This window comes from Sphingobacterium sp. UBA7625 (genome assembly GCF_002484085.1).
GTDB lineage: Bacteria > Bacteroidota > Bacteroidia > Sphingobacteriales > Sphingobacteriaceae > Sphingobacterium > Sphingobacterium athyrii.
Window position 1 is genome coordinate 20,387 of the sequence record NZ_DLJD01000015.1, and the last position, 19,920, is coordinate 40,306.

The 19,920-nt window shown below is 42.4% G+C and carries 14 protein-coding genes; 9 read left to right on the forward strand and 5 right to left on the reverse strand.

What is annotated here, in order from left to right:
* Positions 1-6: 6 nt before the first annotated feature.
* The 3 genes from B4G94_RS05940 to B4G94_RS05950 form a co-directional block, all read right to left on the reverse strand.
* Positions 7-3,420 carry a SusC/RagA family TonB-linked outer membrane protein gene (locus B4G94_RS05940; protein ID WP_286857708.1) on the reverse strand — a complete coding sequence of 1,138 codons (3,414 nt, stop codon included), beginning with the start codon at positions 3,418-3,420 and terminating at the stop codon, positions 7-9.
* A gap of 44 nt (positions 3,421-3,464) precedes the next feature.
* Positions 3,465-4,610 (reverse strand): pectinesterase family protein, encoded by a 1,146-nt coding sequence (locus B4G94_RS05945; protein ID WP_286857709.1) that lies wholly within the window; start codon positions 4,608-4,610, stop codon positions 3,465-3,467.
* 182 nt (positions 4,611-4,792) lie between these two features.
* Positions 4,793-9,124: a hybrid sensor histidine kinase/response regulator transcription factor gene (locus tag B4G94_RS05950; RefSeq protein ID WP_286857711.1), complete on the reverse strand. Its 4,332-nt coding sequence runs from the start codon at positions 9,122-9,124 to the stop codon at positions 4,793-4,795.
* Between the two features lie 410 nt (positions 9,125-9,534).
* On the opposite strand from B4G94_RS05950, the gene B4G94_RS05955 reads away from it, so the two are divergent.
* The 9 genes from B4G94_RS05955 (at position 9,535) to B4G94_RS05995 (ending at position 17,587) form a co-directional block, all read left to right on the forward strand.
* Positions 9,535-10,827, forward strand: coding sequence for an epoxide hydrolase family protein (locus tag B4G94_RS05955; RefSeq protein ID WP_286857713.1), 1,293 nt, complete (start codon positions 9,535-9,537; stop codon positions 10,825-10,827).
* 258 nt (positions 10,828-11,085) lie between these two features.
* Positions 11,086-11,544 carry a protein-disulfide reductase DsbD N-terminal domain-containing protein gene (locus tag B4G94_RS05960; protein WP_286857715.1) on the forward strand — a complete coding sequence of 153 codons (459 nt, stop codon included), beginning with the start codon at positions 11,086-11,088 and terminating at the stop codon, positions 11,542-11,544.
* 36 nt (positions 11,545-11,580) lie between these two features.
* Complete coding sequence (locus B4G94_RS05965; protein WP_286857716.1) at positions 11,581-12,363, forward strand: DUF1223 domain-containing protein; 783 nt, start codon at positions 11,581-11,583, stop codon at positions 12,361-12,363.
* A gap of 380 nt (positions 12,364-12,743) precedes the next feature.
* A complete protein-coding gene (locus B4G94_RS05970) occupies positions 12,744-13,763 on the forward strand; it encodes a heme-binding domain-containing protein (RefSeq protein WP_286857718.1) in 1,020 nt (339 codons plus the stop codon).
* Positions 13,729-14,169, forward strand: a complete 441-nt coding sequence (locus tag B4G94_RS05975; RefSeq protein WP_286857720.1) for a hypothetical protein — start codon at positions 13,729-13,731, stop codon at positions 14,167-14,169. Before B4G94_RS05970 ends, B4G94_RS05975 begins: the two co-directional genes overlap by 35 nt.
* A 41-nt stretch (positions 14,170-14,210) precedes the next feature.
* Complete coding sequence (locus B4G94_RS05980) at positions 14,211-15,254, forward strand: alpha/beta fold hydrolase (RefSeq protein WP_286857722.1); 1,044 nt, start codon at positions 14,211-14,213, stop codon at positions 15,252-15,254.
* 62 nt (positions 15,255-15,316) lie between these two features.
* Complete coding sequence (locus B4G94_RS05985) at positions 15,317-15,715, forward strand: DoxX family protein (protein ID WP_165305949.1); 399 nt, start codon at positions 15,317-15,319, stop codon at positions 15,713-15,715.
* 110 nt (positions 15,716-15,825) lie between these two features.
* Positions 15,826-16,842, forward strand: a complete 1,017-nt coding sequence (locus B4G94_RS05990; protein ID WP_286857724.1) for a sensor histidine kinase — start codon at positions 15,826-15,828, stop codon at positions 16,840-16,842.
* Complete coding sequence (locus B4G94_RS05995) at positions 16,823-17,587, forward strand: LytR/AlgR family response regulator transcription factor (RefSeq protein ID WP_108632752.1); 765 nt, start codon at positions 16,823-16,825, stop codon at positions 17,585-17,587. Before B4G94_RS05990 ends, B4G94_RS05995 begins: the two co-directional genes overlap by 20 nt.
* Positions 17,588-17,977: 390 nt before the next feature.
* On the opposite strand, the gene B4G94_RS06000 is transcribed toward B4G94_RS05995, so the two are convergent.
* Entirely contained in the window at positions 17,978-19,102 is a 1,125-nt protein-coding gene (locus tag B4G94_RS06000) for an aldo/keto reductase (RefSeq protein ID WP_286857726.1), read from the reverse strand.
* A gap of 19 nt (positions 19,103-19,121) precedes the next feature.
* The gene (gene surE / locus B4G94_RS06005) at positions 19,122-19,856 is read right to left on the reverse strand and encodes a 5'/3'-nucleotidase SurE (RefSeq protein ID WP_165305946.1); all 735 of its coding nucleotides are present in this window, start codon (positions 19,854-19,856) and stop codon (positions 19,122-19,124) included.
* Positions 19,857-19,920: the final 64 nt, after the last annotated feature.

Sequence of the window (19,920 nt, forward strand, 5' to 3'; positions counted from 1 at the left end):
TTTTATTTAAAATGTAACATTTAATCCAAATAACACCTTTCGCGCTTTCGGATAGGCAGAATACCCTACCCCGGGCGTCAAGGGATTACGTTGGGTATCGACCTCGGGATCCTGTCCGCTATATTTTGTCCAGACATGAAGGTTATAGCCTGCGATATAAATACGTAAATTCTGCATCAACAAGCGTTTAGCGATATGGGTAGGTAATGTATAACCAAGTGTAAGATTACTCAGTCTAAGGAACGAACCGTCTTCGATAGCCCAATCGGTCAGGATACGACCATTTGCCGCCATAGGGTTCCACATTGTCTTCCCTTCATTGAGTGACCGAAAGAGTTCGGGGTTAGCATCATTCCCAAACATAATATTCGCACCTGTCGCCGGGTCAATTGTCGTAAAACGCTGGGAAAGACGCATTTCGTCACTGATATTTTGATACCGCTTAGACCCTTCATAAGCCATAAAATCGATCTTATCCGCGTTATATATATCATTGCCGTAAGACCAGTTAAACATCGCGGCCAGGTCAAAACTTTTGTATTGCATGTTCAGCATCAATCCGCCTGTATGCTTGGGCTGTGCATGCCCAATGACCATCCTGTCATCCTCCAAGGTGATCGTCTGACCTTCTCCATCCAACTTTTTAAGCTTGATATGGCCAGGTCCAAAATAATTACCGCTCCTTGACATCACCTTCGACACATCCGCTACCCCTTCATTCAATAGCCATCTATTTTGCGTTTCGTCAAATGTAAAATCATTGAAGGAATAGAATCCGTCTTGTTTGAAACCATACATCAATCCCAGTGGTTGCCCAACAATAGCCCGGTAATCGTCGCGTCCAAAATCCAACCAGGCTGAGGCTGGCGTTGTCATTTCATTCAAACCATCGATCAGCTTACGAATCTTGTTACGGTTAAAGGCTATGTTAAAATCTGCTGTTAGGCGAAAATCTTTTTTTTCTACCAGTACTGCAGAGGCCGAAAATTCAATCCCACGGTTGGCTGTACTTCCCACGTTTTGATATTGATTGGCATAACCTGAGCTCGAAGGCAAGGGCACCTGCAGGATTAGATCATTTGTAATATTATTATAGGCATCGACAGTTAGATTCAATCGATTTTTAAACAAGGAAAGATCCAAACCTATATTACTGGACACCGTGCTTTCCCAAGTTAAATTTTCATTCTTCAATGTAGTCTTCGTCCGCAATGCACTCTGTGGAGTTTCCCCAATATAATACAATTGATTGGCGGCATTAATAAAATCATAATCCTGTCGCCAGTAAGACCCTACACGCGCATTACCGACAGAGCCATGGCTTACACGCAATTTTGCGTCAGCAAGCCATGCTTTGGTCCCTGCCATGAACGACTCATCCGAAAATCGCCATGCAAAAGCAGCACCCGGAAAAAATCCCCATCGGTTGCCCGGAGCAAATACATTTTTACCGTCCGCCCTACCTGTCAATGTCAGGATGTAACGGTCATTGAACGTATAGTTAATCCGTGAAAAGAAGGAGGTGGTCCGTGATGGTTCACGGATGGTCGTATAGGTGGGCGAAGGAGTGCCATAATTCCACATCGCAAGCACATCGTCTGCCGAAAAGTCCTTCGGATAAAACTTAGATTCCAGCAACATATCATTTTGTTCGTTGTTTGTCATCTCCTGTCCTCCGACGATCGTAAAACGATGCTTATTTTCCTGCAATTTGAAATCGTAAGTCAGCACATTTTGGAAAGACCACAATGCTCCTTTTTGATCTTCACGCCGTGCGACGGGCTGACCACCGTTGGCACTGGACTGTCCAGTGCCCTTTATCCAGATATTATCCGTAAAATTTTTATTGAAACCATAAGAACCTTTGGCGTTAAAGCTCAATCCTCTGGCAATCTTCCAGTTCAGCCCCGCGTTGAAGATTAAATTAAAGCGATGCTGATCTTTATACTCATTCACGACATTTACGACGGGGTCGTTGAGTGAGCTCAGCGCTTCAGCTGACGTGATGTCTTCTGCTCCACCAAGAGCACCTTCGGTCAGGGACGCCAGACTGCGAACAGGAGCATATTTAACAGCTTCCCGCAGCTTGCGTCCATCAGATATACTCGGACCCGTGATCTTAGTATTGGACATCCGTGAGTTAAACTCAAATGAAAGCTTGGGACTGATTTTCTTATTGAGCTTCGCGCTTACATAATCACGCTGATAGGCTGAGTTTAACATGATATAATCCTCGTCATCGCGTGTATAGTTCAGATTATAGGTCAGGCTTCCATCCTTATCACCGCCTGTCATCCCTAAGCTATAATTTTGCTGCAGCCCGGTATTTCCATATAATTTATCCTGCCAATTGAGACCAGCCTTGGACTTGTAAATATCCACATCCTCCCATAATCCGTACATCGAATTAAAACTGTTATTCGCTGCCATGGAAGGATCAAGCTCACGCTGCCAGTATACATATTCATAGGGCGACAGTACCTCGGTGAGGTTGTACACTTTACTTGCGGCCAGATAAGAGTTGAACGTAATCTTTGGGCTCCCTCCTTTCCCAGACTTGGTCGTAATTAAGATTACTCCATTGGCTCCTTCCGAGCCATAGATCGCTGTAGAGGCGGCATCTTTAAGAACATCAATATTCTCAATGTCTGCCATCGGGATATCGTTGATATTTGCCACCCTAAACCCGTCAACAATATACAGGGGTGAATTATCCTGTGTAATGGAACTTCCCCCGCGCACACGTACTTTTATCTCAGCATCAGGTGAACCTTCTGTTATAGTAACGTTCACGCCGGGCAAACGACCGGATATAGCCTGAAGTACAGATACTGTAGGCAGGTCTTTCAATTGCTCCGCATTGATTGAAGCCACCGAGCCTGTCAGGTCTTTCCGTTTTGTGGTCCCGTATCCGATGGCGACGACTTCATCCATCATCAGTGTATTATCCACCAGAACGACATCTATTTTAGTTCGCCCACTTACCTGAATTTCCTGACTCTTTTTTCCAACATAAGCAAATACCAGAATAGCATTCTCGGGAATCTCTTTAATAGTATAGTTTCCAGATTGATCAGTGGACGTCACCTGACCACTAGATTTTAAACGTACAGTCACCCCTGTTATCGGTGCTCCTTGCTCGTCCAATACCTTACCTGTAACAGCGATAGACCGCTGAGCTATCCATTGCGTATGCCTATCCGGATTATCCTTTAGCACCATCGTCGCCGCATAAACGTCCTTGATCTGAATGGTAGTCGAGAGAAAGACCAGTAGGAAGCCAATATTCGCCCGGCTCGGCCTGTGGTAATAAGGCACATTCCTGATTCCATCAGAATGCAACAAATTTTTCCGCCGCTGCATTGCATGAAACAAAGGAAACTTCATTCCATCAAATGGCGTTAATTGATTATTTCTCATAAGATTTGATTTATAATTTCTTGGCTATTTTAACTTCTGCGAGGTCACTTCCATATTTTAGCGTTAGAAGAGATAAATTTACGGGGGTCCCACCGGTCATTACCCATAATCACCTTCTCATATGTGTAGCTTGCGGCTTCCGAATCGGTCAATACTGCTTTTGAGATTCCCGTCTCATTATTTCTGTTTGTAAAATGTGTCTTACGATTTTCGGGACCAATCGCCTTCCCTGTTGAATCTATACTCTTGTACTCAGCAAATATCTCAGGGATTCCGCCCATATCTGCCCAGCCTTCTGAGGACACTTGGATATTCATTCGGGTGTAAAGAAATACGGCCTTGGGCCGATCGTGCCATGGGCGACCCAACTTTAGTTTTCCATCTGCAGCCGCACTATTTCCGTCGATCGTACAATGCTTAAATACGTACCCCCATCTAGTTTCCTCCGTATGGCTTGGTGCTACAATGACCGATCCGCTACGTAGATTATACAATGTGCTTTGCTCAACATACGCATTTCCTCCCCCATAAAAATAATCCACAGCTCCTTCTACCCAACAATTGTACACATAGACCCGATCATTGGGCTTACGCGTGCTGGTCATCCAGGTATCTTGAAAAGAGCGGAAAATGCAATTATTAAATGCAGCTCTGTCAGCCTGGATACGCAGTGCCAAGGCCTGTGGACCACTTCGCTGCTCGAAGCCCCAATCGTTTATAAAACTGATGTTTTCAGCATAAAAATCATCGCTGTTTACCGATACCACTGCTCCCGGAAAGCGATATACTGCTGCCTGTGGATTGTGGACAGAAAATCTCCACGCCGCGGTGTCCGTTTTATACGATTTCGAATCGAGTTTGGGAGCAGACTGTACGTTTAATTTAAAATGAATACGTGTTTTCTCCTTATCCTGTCCAATTAAATGGATAAAACTTTTTTCCCTTGGTATCAAGACGACTTCGTTGTAGTCGCCATTTTTCACAAGGACGCGATAAGGGGCACGGCAGTATTGAGGTGCATTGTCAATCGCCTCCTGGATGGACGTATAGTCGCCGGTCTGATCTGCAGCTACCACCGCATGATATAGGCTATCGGTTCTTTTCGCCTTAAATATGTCTGCATAAGTTAAAAAAGGAGAGAAGAATTGCACATACGTCAATAAAATAGATACAAGAGTTTGTCTAATCATTTGAAGTCTATAATTGGTTCGAGTAACATTAATTGTCAGGCCTGTCGCCAGCAATATTCAAAGCTACCGGAGCATAACAAATTATAGGTTCAATAATTGATAAAAAAGGTCAGATTTTTATAAAGACCTCATTACAAACACATTTAAAGTAAAAAAACGCGATAAAACACACCTCAAATCAGTTATACTGTCTTATCTTTTTTTTGCATGGCATACTCTTTTGGAGAGATGCCAAACATTTCCTTGAAACTCGTGCTAAAATATTTGGGGTTATTAAATCCTACACGATAAGCTACATCGGATACATTTTCCATACCAGCATCAAAATATAGTTTTGCTTTTTGCAAACGTAGTTCACGTACGAATTCTACCGGAGCCATATTCGTCAGGCTCTTGAATTTTTTGTAAAAGGTATTTCGGGACAAATTCAACTGTTCGGCGATTAAATCAATATTAAAATCCGATTGATTCATATACCGTTCCACCACCTCAACAACTGTCTCCAGAAATTTTTTATCCTTATCATCAATCTGTACATCGGATGCTTGTACTACAGCTTTTTTTCGTCCGCTCATCTGTTCAAAATAGGTCCTTCTTTTCTGCAGTAAAGTGGCAATGGCTGTCAGTAAAAAAGCGGGATCGAAGGGCTTCGTAATATAATAATCGGCGCCATAACTCAATCCCTCTATTTGAGTCTCAACAGCATGTTTAGCACTCAGCAATACAAACGGGATATGGCAAATCCGCACATCTTGACGAACCTCTTTCAACAATCCAATGCCATCCATCTGTGGCATCATCAGATCACTTAATATAAAATCAGGTACCATGGAGCGAATCTGTTCCAGGGCTTCACTACCGTTTGTAGCTACTTCCACATGATAATAGGGTGATAGCTGCTCCTTTAAAAACAGGCGCAGATCAGCATTGTCTTCAACTACCAACAATGTTTCCTTTCGTTCTGCCCTGCTCTCCTGTAAACCACTATCGGCATACCCACGGACTTCGAGTTTTACATCGCCAAAGGCAAAGCTTCCGGAATGGCTCCCCGGCAGGCCTGAGGCATTCGGAATGGGGATTTCGACAGTAACCTGAAGACCATGGGGCGGTCTGTTTACTGCATAGATATGCCCTTGGTGCAGCATAGTAAACTCCTTGGCCAGAGCAAGACCTATCCCGGTGCTTTTTCTTTTATAAGCTCCGTTGCTATTTTCGGTGTAAAATAAATCAAAAATATAAGGAAGTGTGCCGCTAGGCACCCCTGGCCCCTCATCAGCGATGTTGATGTACATTATTTGCTGCCTCAGGTTTAGCTGGATCTCAATTGTACTCCCTTCAGGGGCATATTTTAGCGCATTTGACAGCAAATTATACAGGATTATCTCCATTTTCTCCTGATCCAGGTGCACCCATAATTCTTTAAAAGCCATCTCAACTTTAAAATACACCTGTTTTGCCTCGGCCGATGCCATAAATGTGAGCAGCACATCCGAGAGCATTACGACCATGTCAAACTGCGTTTTCTGCAATTGATGCTTGCTTTCCTGTACTTTGCGTAGATCGAGCAACTGGTTGACGAAAAGCTCCATTCGAAGTGCATTTCGATGAATGATATCCATATACACCTGTTTTCTCCCTTCCGTTTCCTCACCCATCAATTTCTTGACGGGACTCAGGATGAGGGTCAACGGTGTGCGCAATTCATGCGAAATATTGGTAAAAAATTCCATCTTAAGCGCACTTAGATGTTGTTCAATCAGCACCTTCTGTCTTAACCGCAACAACTGTAATATAAGCCTAAAAGTTGCGTAAGAGATTACAAGGAGCAAGAATGCGTAGGCTAAATAAGCCCATCCCGTCTTCCACCAGGGCGAGTTGATCGTAAAATAGACCTTTCGATAAGGAACCCCATCGTAGAGATCATCTTCCCCTTTAATTTCCAGGGTATAATCGCCCGGATTAAGGTTGGTATAAGTAATACGTGCTATCTGATTGTTCAGGTGCCAAGTGGTGTCAACCTCCATGATGCGGTATTGAAAATTAGGGTGCATATGACGAGGATCCGAAACCGACACATCGAAAGAAAGATTATTTTGATTATGATCTAAAATAAGCCGATCGGTATATTGTATACCTTTCTCTTGTCCTTTCTTTTGAAGACTCGGTACAAATTCTTTGTTATTGATCAAAAGCCCCGTCATCAGAAGTTGTGGCCTACTACTTTTCTGCTGGAAATATTTGGTATCTACCCAGAGCATTCCCTTTGTTGTGCCCCAGACCATGCGTCCATCCTTCTGCTGCGCTACTGTCTTTTCAGAAAATCGCATATTACCAAAGCCATCACTTGCGTTGAAATTCACGAATTTCTTTTTTTGGAGATCAAACTTAGATAGCCCTCCTTCCGTTCCCAACCAAAGGTTATGGTCCGCATCTTCGATACAACTCAGTACATAATCATTAAAAAGGCCATCCTTAACGGTATAATGTTCAAATTGAAGCCCTTTGAATGGGTCACCATAAGATTTTGACAACCCACCTCCTGAGGTGCAGATCCACATTGTTCCGTTATGGTCCTTGTACAGATACTGCACATCATTGTCAGCGACCTGATCACCACCGTAATGCACAAAATAAAAATGATCCTTCTTTCTGTTGGGATCCACCACAAGCACCCCATATGTAGTAGCGACCCATACCATCCCTTTTTCATCCAGAGACAACTGACGGATTCTGCTGAAGGCATCCTTCTGCAATCCTGCTTTGCGAATCGCTATTCGTTCGAAGACCAGCTTACCATTGACCTCCGTCGCCCGCAAAAGCCCCTGGCCATATGTTCCAATCCATATAGCTCCCTGTTTATCTTCCAACAAAGAGTACACCTGATTACTTCCCAGTTTTTTGTTTGTTGTACTGAACTGTTCCAGCTTATAAGAGGTTCGTTCCTTATTTTGGGGCACAGCCTTTAATAGGCCATGTTTCTTGGTGCCCATCCACATCGTTCCCTTACGGTCTTCCAACAAACAATAGACAGAAGACAGCGCTTCGGGATCAACACCGATAAAAGAAACCGGCAGCTGTTTCCCCCGATCATGTACTGCTATACTTCCAAATTTTTTTCCTACCCATAGCCTTCCTTTCTGGTCAAACAACAGACTACGAACCTCTGGATCAGCTATTTCGCTCTGTTCATTAGCGAAAGACTGAAAGGACATGCCATTATTTTGTAACACCACACTGCCCATCCCTTCACCTTCAACCGCAAACCATATTACACCAGCAGGATCATATACAATATCATGAACAAAGCGAGGAAATTCAATCCTCTTCCCATTGATCGACTTGAAAGAAAAATTGATGGCAGCCCGCTGTTCATCAAAGAAGCCAAATCCACCGCCACGCATATTGATCCAGACTCTATGTTCGGCATCTTCAAAACACTTAAAATTTGCCGTCGAACTTTTTTTAAAGAAAGGTGAGCTAAAATAGGTGCTATTTAGATGTTTTAAATCCAGCATGACAACACCATTTCTCTCAGATTCAAGCCACAAACGATGCTTACTATCCTCAAACATTCCGGCCAGACCAGTCCGAAAATGCAATATTGTCTGTAGTACCTGCTTTGCAACATCAAATGCAATGAGCTCACCCGCCGAAGTTGAAATAAAAAGCTTTTTTTTATCTCGTGACATCCGCATTTCATTGATGCGACCTTGAGTTAGCGTCAGTTGTTGCAAATCTTTTTTCTGCTTATTAAACACCAGCAACTTATTTCTCAAGGTAGAAAAATAAATAAAATCCGGAGCCTCGGCAATCTTAAAGATACCATCAGACTTTAAGTCAAATGATTGGACCACCCGGAATGAATATCGTTCTTTAGGGTCCATTTGAAGCATATGCAACCCTTCTTTCGTTCCTATCCATAGCTGCTTTTGGGCATCCTGATGGAAATAGGTTAACTTATTTGATGATAAATGATGACTGGGCTTCTTATTCTCTGCGCTAAAAATGGAATAGTTATATTGTTTACCAAGAGCATTTATGCAAAACAAACCATTGTCTGTACTTCCTACCCATACCGATTGTGTGTCGATTGCTAAAATCTTATTGAACTGTACCGGTTTGTTTTGTGTTGACTTCACGACTTCCGATACAGAAAAAAAATCTTCTGAAGCCTTATCAAAATGATAAAGTTTCATGTCATAGGTTAAAAACCAGATGTCGTTGTTTATACCGTCAATCATTTGGATGATGCGACGGCTTGCTACTGCATGTCCTTTTTGCTCAGTAGAATTATATGTTTTGAAACGCTGCCCATCGTAGCGGTTGATGCCATTCCAGGTACTGATCCAAAGAAAACCATCCCTATCCTTCAGTAATCCTGTCAGATTACCATGAGACAGGCCTTTCTCCCCACCAAAATAATCCAATTTAAAATTTTCCTGCCCTTTCACTATCCCAGCATAAGCTAGTGCAAATACAAATAAAAACAGCCACGAACTACTAGATTTTGCCATAATTTCAGATTAGGATCCCCATGCAGATCATAGGAATTTGGTTATAACACGAAGTTAGTTTATTATTTGTACCCTAGGTTGAAATTTCTACGCAATCGATCTCAATATACATTTGTGCGCTATTGCTTCTTGGGCTAGCCCTCCATTTTTTTTATAAAACACTATATTTCAAACAAATAAACCTTATCTATATTTAAAATCCCGCTAGCTAGGGATGTCTCAAAAAGAGATAATCTCATCCTTCTTTTTATTCCATTTTTCTAAATGGAACCTTCTATTCGCACCTTATATTTTCCAACTCGACATCGAATATGTCCAATTGAACCAGTTTCCCATTTAATTCGTTCCGTATCCGAGATACATTTGCTGCAACAAAAAGAAAGATATTGTAAAATCTAAATCAAACAGCAATGAAAACAAAAATGACAACCATCCTTATGTTAGCAACGTTCGCACTAAGCATTCCGACAACTACGCATGCGCAGGCCATAAAAACGAAATCCTCAAAATCTGATGCAGCCATCAGGCCTTTCAAGATCAATATTCCACAGTCTAAACTTGATGAACTCAAAAGACGTATCGCAGAAACCCGCTTCCCGGACAAAGAAACAGTTAACGACGAATCGCAGGGTATTCAGCTTGCACAGTTAAAAGGACTGATCGATTATTGGAGTAATGGCTATGACTGGCGCAAAGCGGAAAATAAGCTGAACGCCCTTCCGCAATTTGTCACCAAGATTGATGGACTTGATATCCAGTTTATCCATGTACGCTCAAAAGAAAAGAATGCCCTCCCTATTATCTTGACCCATGGCTGGCCCGGTTCACCATTGGAGTTCATTGATGCCATAGGTCCGTTGACCGATCCTGTTAAATATGGCGGAAAGGCAGAGGATGCATTTGACGTCATCATACCTGCTATCCCGGGATATGGCTTTTCCGAGATTCCAAAAGAATTGGGCTGGAACCCTGAACGTGTTGCCAGAGCCTGGGATACGCTTGTTAAACGCCTTGGCTATACAAAATACGTTTCTCAGGGTGGTGACCATGGCTCCGTGATTTCCGATGCACTGGCAAGACAGGCTCCTTCAGGACTTTTGGGTATTCACATAAACATGCCCGCAACCATCCCGGCGGAACTCGTGAAACCGATCAATGCAGGTGATCCTGCACCGGCAGGCCTTTCGGAATCCGAAACCAAAGCTTATAATTCCATGAGTACCTTCTTTGGCAGAAACGCCGCCTATGGAGGGATGATGGTAACGCGTCCACAAACCACCGGGTATCTGCTTTCCGATTCACCAACTGCATTGGCGGCATTCCTTTATGAAAAAATTGCGGAATGGTCTGAGAGTGATCTTACACCTGAAAAAGTAATCAGTCGCGATGCTATCCTTGATGACATCACACTGTACTGGCTCACCAATACAGGAGCTTCATCATCGCGTTTCTACTGGGAAAACAATAACAATAATTTCAGCTCGGAACATCAGAAAACCAAGGATATTAAAGTTCCAGTAGCCATATCAGTATTCCCGCATGAAATATACCAAGCCCCTGAAAGCTGGTCAAAAGCAGCATATCCTTCTTTATATTATTATCATAAAGCACCGAAAGGCGGTCACTTTGCTGCCTGGGAACAGCCGGAAATCTTTGTATCAGAGATGAGGAATGCTTTTAAAACCTTACGGAAAAATCTGTAAGATCCAATAAACACTAATTCAAAAATCAGAGAAAAATTTCATTGTACTCATTTGATTGCAAGGCTGTCCAACTAAGCGGGCAGCCTTTTCAGTTATTGTTTTCCACCTCTTTTGAGCAGGCCATCTTTTTTTAAAAGGTACTCAGTTCATTTCATGCACTAAAATGTCTATTACAGCTATTTATAACTGGTTTTAAAATCATATTTCCTGTCTATTTGTATGACAAAACTTAAGGTTTAACAGTTAAAAAACAAGGAAATGAACAGATTAGCAATTTTAGTAATGACAGTCTTTATGATGTTTTGCGGACATGCTAAAGGACAGACTTCAACAGGTCAGATAACGTGGGAATGTACGCTTAAAAGGAAATCTCCCGATGAAGGAGAAATTCGCATGAAAGCCAGGATAGCTCCGGGATGGCACATGTATGCGCTGGGCAACAGTCCCAACAGCCCCATTAAAACAAACTTTAAATTCAAACCCGACAGTTCATATCAGCTTTTGGGAACTGTTACTCAACCCACTCCGCTCAGCAAATTTGAAAAGCTACTTGGAATGCCGGTTACCTATTTTGAAAATGAGGTTGAATTCGGACAGCGGATCAAATTGAAAGGTAAAAACGGGACAATCAGGGGAACCATCCAATTCATGCAGTGCAGTGACCAGGTCTGCGTACCACCACAGGACTTTGGTTTCGCCCTAAAAATATTCAATTAAGTATCTAACGTGAAATAAATATCAAAAATTCAGATCATGAAATCAATTAAAGAAATTCTATACTGTCTGAGCCTACCGCTCTCCATTTTGCTAATCATGGCCTTCAAAGGATTTGCAGATGACAAAAAACTGGCAAATATCAAAAGCCACAATGCGGACAAAAGTTTTGCCTTAGTCGAGCTCTTCACCTCGGAAGGATGCTGGAGCTGCCCTCCGGCAGATGAACTGATCGCAAAACTCGAAAAAAACAATCAGAACAAAAAACTTTTCATCATGGCTTTTCATGTCGATTATTGGGACCATCAAGGATGGAAGGACCGCTTCAGCCAGAGTAAATTTACCGAAAGACAAAAACAGTATGCGACATGGATGAACCTCAGTACATGCTATACTCCACAGATGGTCATCAACGGCAAGACAGAAATGGTAGGTTCAGAAACGGGCAAAGTACTTCAGGGTATCCAGTCCGCACTGCTGGAAACACACCCCGAAAACCTAAGGTTAAAAGTGGAGCAGAAAGAAGGGAAAAATATACAGGTAAGCTATACATCAACTTCGAATGCAAAAAATACAGACATCCTTGTAGCACTGGTCCAAAAACACGCTTCTTCACAGGTATCAGCCGGAGAAAATGCAGGTAAATCCCTCTTACATGTTCAGGTTGTACATGAACTGCAGAGCCACAGGATAAAAGCACAGGATAGTTTTTCTTTTAAGCTGCCCGACACGAAAAATCAATGGGAAATTATTGCATTCGAGCAGGACCAGAAGTCAGGGGAAATCATTGATGCCACAAGTATTAGTTTATCGCATCAATAGCTCTACTCGTACTTTTAAGAGGTCCGGATTCAACAGTTTCCAGTTGCCAGGCCATATTTGCCAGCGCATGTTTAGGGCATACTTGTAGATCTGCCATAGCACGACAAAGCGGCAATCTAACCTTTATTCCTCCAAAATATTTTGGGGGAATATTTATGCTATGTCAACGCTCATGCATTCGGTCAAGAAAGAAATACGATTACCATCAAATTAGAACCACCAAGGCTGAGGCATGTAATCCATGCTGATATTAAGTGAGATCATGTCCATTTCAACATTTCAAAAGCTGGCCTCAACAAGTTATATGTCCAATTCAACCGTTTTGAACTTTCTATAGGCGGTGGTTAAAAGTAATTTTACTTAACAAACGAGCAAATACAATGAAGCAAATAAAACGAATCAAATTGATAAACATCCTATTCCTCTGCATTGTTGCAGGTTTTACATCGTTGCAATTTTTCAATAAACCGATAGAACAGAAACCTGTTACCGGCCACATGCGCAACGTACCCAAACAGGTCGAACACATTCTGGAACGGTCCTGTTATAACTGCCACTCTAATGAACAGCAGCTTTCTTTCTTTGATAAAATAGCACCTATTTCGTGGACCGTGAACAAAGATATTGCCCGTGCAAGGGAAGTGATGAATTTTTCCGAATGGGATAAACTCTCAGATGCGGAACAAAAAGGGAAATTTTATGCCATCTTCAATATGGTCAACGCCGGCAAAATGCCTCTCCCCTCTTATTCCCTTACACATCCCGGATCTAAATTATCAGCGAGCGAGGTGGATATTATAAAACAGTATGCACTTTCCCTGTCGGCAAAAGATGGTTTCATACCTACTGTAGCTGCTGAACAGCAAAAAGAAATTAGGGCTACTCCAACGTTCAAAACTGCCCCCATTTCACCGAATGGCATAGCCTATAATGGTGAATTCAGGAACTGGAAAGTCATCGGAATGAGTTCTCTCATTGACAATACAATCCGCATAATCTATGGAAACGATATTGCAGTAAAAGCTATTGAGCAAGAAAACTTTCACCCCTGGCCCAATGGGAGCGCTGTGGCAAAAGCTGTGTTCAAGCAAGTACGAAAATCTAATGGCGACATTATACCCGGCGATTTTGTCAACATGCAGTATATGGTCAAAGACGGGAGAGAATTTAAAGATACAGAGGGCTGGGGGTTTGCAAAATTTAATGGCCCAGCGTTAAAACCAACGGGAAAGACTGCTCTTTTTGCCCAACAGTCATGCATCAGCTGTCACAGACAGCTCGCCGAATCAACAGGCTTCCTGTTCAATGTACCGCCAAAAGTGAATTCCAAAAAACTGATCGAACACTATTTAAAAACCGTCCAAAATGAAAAAGATATTATCTATAGTGCTGTTAAGTAGCCTAATCTTTGGCTCATGTAGCCAAAGTCATGAAAGAGAAACCGAGAAAATACGGTTTATGTTCAAGCCGGGAACGCTGAAATTTATCACATCGTCTTTCAATACAGATAAGCAGACCATGTCGGCATTGTACGGAAATCCACCGGCGCTATCGCTATTGTCAGATCCGGGGCATCCACTGGAGCAGCCGGCTTACCTCAAACTCGTCACCTACCGGATGCAGGATGATCCGCATTATTTTGGAAGTAAGGTCAACGGTGAGCTTATCCTTGTAGAGAAGATACAATCCCGAAAGGACGGTCAATGGGAATATGAGGCTGAATATGGGGAAATACCCCCGGATCAGTCCCGAAAACAGCGCATCGCGCTTATATTGGACAGCCAGCCTGTGAAGTTTCCCCAATAGCAGATTAACTAATAATTTTTGTCCATTTAACAACTCACATAATGAATACAATATTAAAGCTTAACAAAAAAGTGCTTATTACATATCTGGTAATCGTACTTACTGGAATGGAGATATCATTTCTTAAGGCGCAGCAAATTTCCGAAAGTAAACAGGCTAAGGTCAATATTTCAACCAGTTCAGCTTTCAAGAATACGAAAAAGATCAGGGCGGGGGTGCTCGATGTGGGCTACGCCGAGCTGGGGCCAAAGACCGGAAAACCTGTCATACTGCTCCATGGATGGCCATATGATATCCACAGTTTCGAAAAATCTTCGGAAATTCTCGCCGGAAAAGGTTACCATGTGCTGATCCCTTACCTCAGAGGGTATGGAACAACAACCTTTGTTTCTCCACAGACCGCACGTAATGCCCAGCAGTCGGCAGTAGCAATGGACATCATTGCATTCATGGATGCCCTGAAGATCGATAAAGCCATCGTTGGTGGCTTTGACTGGGGGGCGAGAACGGCAGACATTATGGCGGCTCTTTGGCCGGAACGCGTTTCTGCATTGGTAGCCGTAAGCGGATATCTGATCGGGAGTCCAAAAGCAAACGAGAATCCGCTTCCGCCAAACGCTGAATTATTATGGTGGTACCAATTTTACTTTGCAAGCGAAAGAGGATATAAAGGTTATAAAATGAACACCAAAGCCTTCAATAAGCTGATCTGGAAAACAGCCTCTCCAAAATGGACTTTTGATGACGGCACATATGAACAATCAGCCAGTTCTTTTGACAATCCTGATCATGTCGAGATTGTTATTCACAATTATCGCTGGCGACTGGGACTGGCCTCGGGAGAAAAACAGTACGATGAATTAGAGGCTCAACTCGCTAATTCCCCGAATATTACAGTACCAACGGTCACTTTGGAAGGTGATGCCAATGGCGCAGCATTTCCCCTTCCCGAAAATTATGCGTCCAAATATACCGGCAAGTATGTGCACCACACGTTGACCGGCGGCATCGGGCACAACTTGCCCCAGGAAGCCCCAAAAGAATTTGCAGACGCTATCGTTGAAGCAAATTCGTTATCCAAATAATTTAAAAAATCAAAAAAGTCAATCTTGACCGCTATCTCATAAATTATATACTGTTTTATATCATGAAAAATTCGACGTACAAAAAGATTTATCTCTCAGGAAGCATCCTTGTCTCATTATGGTTTGGCCTAAGCGGATTCTTTGAACTAACCCGCAATCCTGCTGTCTGGGATATCACCCGTAAATTGGGCTATCCGGAACATTTCATTTATATTCTCGGCGTTTTCAAAATCGTAGGCGTAATCATATTACTCATTCCAAACAGATTTAACAGGCTCAAGGAATGGGTTTTTGCCGGCATGCTTTTCGACATCATCTTTGCCTTCTTTTCTAAAGTTGCCGTTCTGGGTCCATCGTCAGTGGCCGATACACTGATTGCGCTTATCCTACTTTTGGTAACCTATTTTTCATTTAATCGCATATACCACATCGTTTACGCCAGCAAGGATTTGAACAGATAGGATTTCGGTTCATCGTTATCAAAACTTTTTTCAGTAATTTGCGTGCTGCTCCCTAACAACGTTTAGCACGCAAAATATATACAATTAAGAACTTTTGCCACCATAAAAATATGAAAACCCCATTTCGCATATCCCATAAACTGATATGGATCAGTTCTATTTCTCTTGGAATATTGACCTCTATTCCCAAGATTGCGGACCATCATTTTGTTCTTGCAGAAGGGATAGCCGATTTTGTTGTGACCACTGGATTTGCCCTACTGATCTGGTATTATAATATCTATTCCATACCGGCCTACACAAAGAAAACTGGAAGCAAAAATGTGATATCGGCACAGCTTTTCAGGGGATTGGGTGTCGGACTGCTGCTTATGTTTTTGCTTTCTTCGGTTCAGTACTATATCCTTTCCCACATTAATTTTGGCCCAAAAATGCTGATGTACGAAGTAAGGGGCATCTTGATCAACCTCACGTTCTATATGTTCATCCATCTGCTCTATCAGACCTATCTGAACCAGCAGGTCGTCCGGGAACTGGAACGTTCGATGTCCGCAAATCTTGCAGCCCAGTACGAATTGCTCAAGCAGCAGGTCAACCCGCATTTTCTTTTCAATAGTCTCAATACTTTAAAATATATGGTAGAGAGCCAAGATGGCCAGTCAACGGAGTTTATCATCAAGCTCGCTGACTTTTATAGGTTCACCCTAGGAAGTCTTAAATTAAACCTGCTGACACTTAAAGAAGAGCTGGAAATCATGGAATCCTATGTCTATCTGCTGAAAGCACGATTTGAGGATGGACTACAAGTCTCCCAGAATATCCCCAGGGAAATCTACGGCACTTTCATTCCACCATTTACGCTGCAGCTGCTTGTGGAAAATTGTATTAAGCATAATATCGTTGCGCTGGATAAGCCGCTTCATATCTGTATTGATAGAAAAGGGGATTACCTGATTGTCAAAAACAATATTCAACCCCGAAAAATTCCAGAGCCCTCTACAGGACTAGGTCTTGAAAATATTAATCAGCGTTATCTTCATCTTTCTGAACGGGAGATACAGATAATCACGGACAATGAAACATTTATTATAAAACTTCCCATTATATATGAACATCCTAATAATTGAGGACGAGATCAAAGCTGCGCGTTCCCTTGAAAACCTGATACTGAAACTGCGTCCCGAAACGAAGATCATTGCTAAAATACAGAGCGTGGAAGCAGCCATAGACTATCTTTCCAACAGTCTCTCCCCTGATATTATCTTTATGGATATCCAACTATCAGATGGTATAAGCTTTGATATTTTTAAATCGGTTAAAATTGTATGTCCAGTTATTTTCTGTACCGCATTTGGAGAATACGCAATGGATGCGATCAAAGAAAACGGGATCGACTATCTTCTTAAACCTTTTTCTGAAACTGATCTTAAAAATGCATTTGAAAAAGTCGATAATTTTAAAAATTTCTTCCAAAAGACATCTGAAAATAACCTTATTCAGCTTATCCAGAAAATCAGTGGCGAAGAGACTACAAAAAAAAGCTTTCTGGTGTTTAAGAACAACAAGTACCTGACGGTAAAAACTGCGGATATTGCTTATATATACATCAATTATACTTCACCCACGATAGTCACTTTCAAAGGTGAGCATTTTGATGTCAACCAGTCTCTGGATCAATTGGCCGCCCAATTATCCGATAAGGATTTTTTTCGTTTAAACAGACAGTACCTGATCAGTTTTTCGGCAGTGAAGGAAGTTGAGCATTACTTTGCAAGAAAACTTTATATTAAACTCACCGTACCGACTGACGAAAAGTTATTGATCGGAAAAGAGAAAACGACAATATTCCTCAATTGGCTGGAAGACAGGTAAGCACTGAACCCATCCATAACACAGGGGGTTAGAAATAAAGACAGGGCGTCCGGCCATACGAAAAGCTTTACGTTTTGCTTTAGTAGTATATGGGCGTTTATTAAGGTTATTAATCAGATGATTATCGATGGTTGAAATGGAATAACAACTTGTGCCATTTTGAAAGCTTATGCATTTAAAGCTTTTATTATTTCCTTGACAGAATGTCATCCTGCGTAAATTTAACAAACGATATTCATTTGATATACGTCCAGGCCGACGCCTTTCAAGGCGTCTTTTTCCTGACAAAAATAGTATAGCCTTAAAATTTTCATTAAATCAAAAATTATGAAACGATCTGAGGCTATATACTGTTATTCAGTACATCGCTATTCATAATAACGCCAATACTTAAACTTTGGGTACTGGCGCATTTTCCGCAATTAGCTTTTCATATTTTAATTCTTCCCAAAAACCTGCGGGTATTTTGGCCTTGAAAGACAATGCATTTTGTACCGCCTGTTCGGCAGTATGTGCCCCGGGTATAACGCCTGAAACTTCGTTTGGCGCAGCAGCAAATTGTAAAGCCGCGGTACGTAGGTCCACCGCATGATTTTCTGCTACACGCTCTAGAGCATTCAGTTTTTCCTTAACTCCAGCAGGAAACTTACCATCATACAAATAACGGTCTTTGCCTGACAGAAATCCAGCACATAAAGGTGCACCTACCACTATGGATATATCTCTTTCAGCTACTTTCGGAAAAACCTTATTGAGATCATCATCATGCTTAATCAATGAATATTGGCAGGCAGACAGAAAGATATCGGGATCTGCAACATCCAATGTCTGCAGTATAGGTTCAATGGTATTGACACCTAGTCCCCAGCCTTTGATAATCCCCTCCGCTCTCATTTTAGTCAGCTCTGGCATCGCTCCTTTCGCTGCTTCCTCAAAATAGCGCGCATAACTATCTTTCATATCGCCGTTATCTGGCGAAAGATCATGGATAAAAACAACATCAATGGACGATAAGCCCAAGCGCTGCAAGCTATCCTCCACACTCCTTCTGACACCGGCGGCACTGTAGTCATACGTATAGCCAAAATTTAGTTTTCCCTTCCATAATATTTGTTCCATCGTAAAGTCTTCTTTCGGTTCCATCAGACGCCCTACTTTCGTCGAAAGTGTGAAACTATCACGCGGTTGGTCTTTTAAAAACAGGCCCATTCTACGCTCGCTGATCCCTAGACCATACCACGGAGAGGTATCAAATAATCGTATTCCTGAGTTCCATGCCGCCTCCACCGCTTGCAGACATTCAAGATCTGTGTTGTGTTGGAATCCATTACCCAATGCGACTCCACCAAATCCAGCCTTATCAGCGGGACGGAATCGTTTCTTTTCTGTTAAATTTTGAGGTGTTGCCATTTTATGTTCTTTTAATGTCGTCAATAAAATATCAGGTATTGCCGCACTCAATGCAAAAGTTGCACCCACAAGGGCTGTATCTGCTAAAAATTCACTTCTTTTCATATGCTCGGTCCTATAAGTCTCATTTCTTCTCGATTGCCAGTCTAGCTGAAAGTTCATCATGTGCAGTCAGATCCAAACGTAAAGGCGTAATGGATACCAAATTATTTTGTACCGCCCAGCGATCTGTTCCTTCCTCCGCCGGTTCAAGTGGTATTACTGTTATCCAATAGTTTTTTCTTCCCATGGGATCCTGACTAGGTACTACATTTCCATCATAAAGCCGCACCGATTGCCTTGTCCATAAGACTCCTTCTGGTTTTGGAGGAAGATTCACATTATATAGCGCAGAGCCTTTATCATTGAGCAAAATCTTGAGTACATCGCTTGTCCATTGAGACAGTCCTTCAAAATCCGGTTCTGTTTTTCCGACTGGTGTACTCAGAGCAATACCGGTAATACCGAGGAGCATGGCCTGTTTTGCGGCGGCAAGGGTACCTGAATGCCACATGGAATTGCCTAAGTTGGGTCCCATGTTGATGCCTGAAAGAACAACCTGCGTATCGGGAAACATGTGTAAGCCCAGCGCTACACAGTCTGCAGGTGTCCCATTCACTCGAAAGGCATCAATTCCTTCAAAGGTAATAGGGGCACTCCGATAGCTTAGGGGGCGAGAATGCGTAATAGCATGTCCCATCGACGACTGTTCAACATCTGGTGCAACGATCCTAACGGTACCAAACTGCCTAGCCGTCTTTGCTAGCGCTGCTATACCCGGCGAATAGATACCATCGTCATTGGTGATAAGTATGTTCATAGTTGTGTCTTTTCTAAGAAAACCAATCTCAAGCGGGGTTTGTTCAGCTGATATGAAAGAACAG

Bases quoted from the DNA above. Each gene is read 5' to 3' on its own strand.
- B4G94_RS05940 (WP_286857708.1), bottom strand. From the start codon at position 3,420: ATGAGAAATAATCAATTAACGCCATTTGATGGAATGAAGTTTCCTTTG.
- B4G94_RS05945 (WP_286857709.1), bottom strand. From the start codon at position 4,610: ATGATTAGACAAACTCTTGTATCTATTTTATTGACGTATGTGCAATTC.
- B4G94_RS05950 (WP_286857711.1), bottom strand. From the start codon at position 9,124: ATGGCAAAATCTAGTAGTTCGTGGCTGTTTTTATTTGTATTTGCACTA.
- B4G94_RS05955 (WP_286857713.1), top strand. From the start codon at position 9,535: ATGAAAACAAAAATGACAACCATCCTTATGTTAGCAACGTTCGCACTA.
- B4G94_RS05960 (WP_286857715.1), top strand. From the start codon at position 11,086: ATGAACAGATTAGCAATTTTAGTAATGACAGTCTTTATGATGTTTTGC.
- B4G94_RS05965 (WP_286857716.1), top strand. From the start codon at position 11,581: ATGAAATCAATTAAAGAAATTCTATACTGTCTGAGCCTACCGCTCTCC.
- B4G94_RS05970 (WP_286857718.1), top strand. From the start codon at position 12,744: ATGAAGCAAATAAAACGAATCAAATTGATAAACATCCTATTCCTCTGC.
- B4G94_RS05975 (WP_286857720.1), top strand. From the start codon at position 13,729: ATGAAAAAGATATTATCTATAGTGCTGTTAAGTAGCCTAATCTTTGGC.
- B4G94_RS05980 (WP_286857722.1), top strand. From the start codon at position 14,211: ATGAATACAATATTAAAGCTTAACAAAAAAGTGCTTATTACATATCTG.
- B4G94_RS05985 (WP_165305949.1), top strand. From the start codon at position 15,317: ATGAAAAATTCGACGTACAAAAAGATTTATCTCTCAGGAAGCATCCTT.
- B4G94_RS05990 (WP_286857724.1), top strand. From the start codon at position 15,826: ATGAAAACCCCATTTCGCATATCCCATAAACTGATATGGATCAGTTCT.
- B4G94_RS05995 (WP_108632752.1), top strand. From the start codon at position 16,823: ATGAACATCCTAATAATTGAGGACGAGATCAAAGCTGCGCGTTCCCTT.
- B4G94_RS06000 (WP_286857726.1), bottom strand. From the start codon at position 19,102: ATGAAAAGAAGTGAATTTTTAGCAGATACAGCCCTTGTGGGTGCAACT.
- surE (WP_165305946.1), bottom strand. From the start codon at position 19,856: ATGAACATACTTATCACCAATGACGATGGTATCTATTCGCCGGGTATA.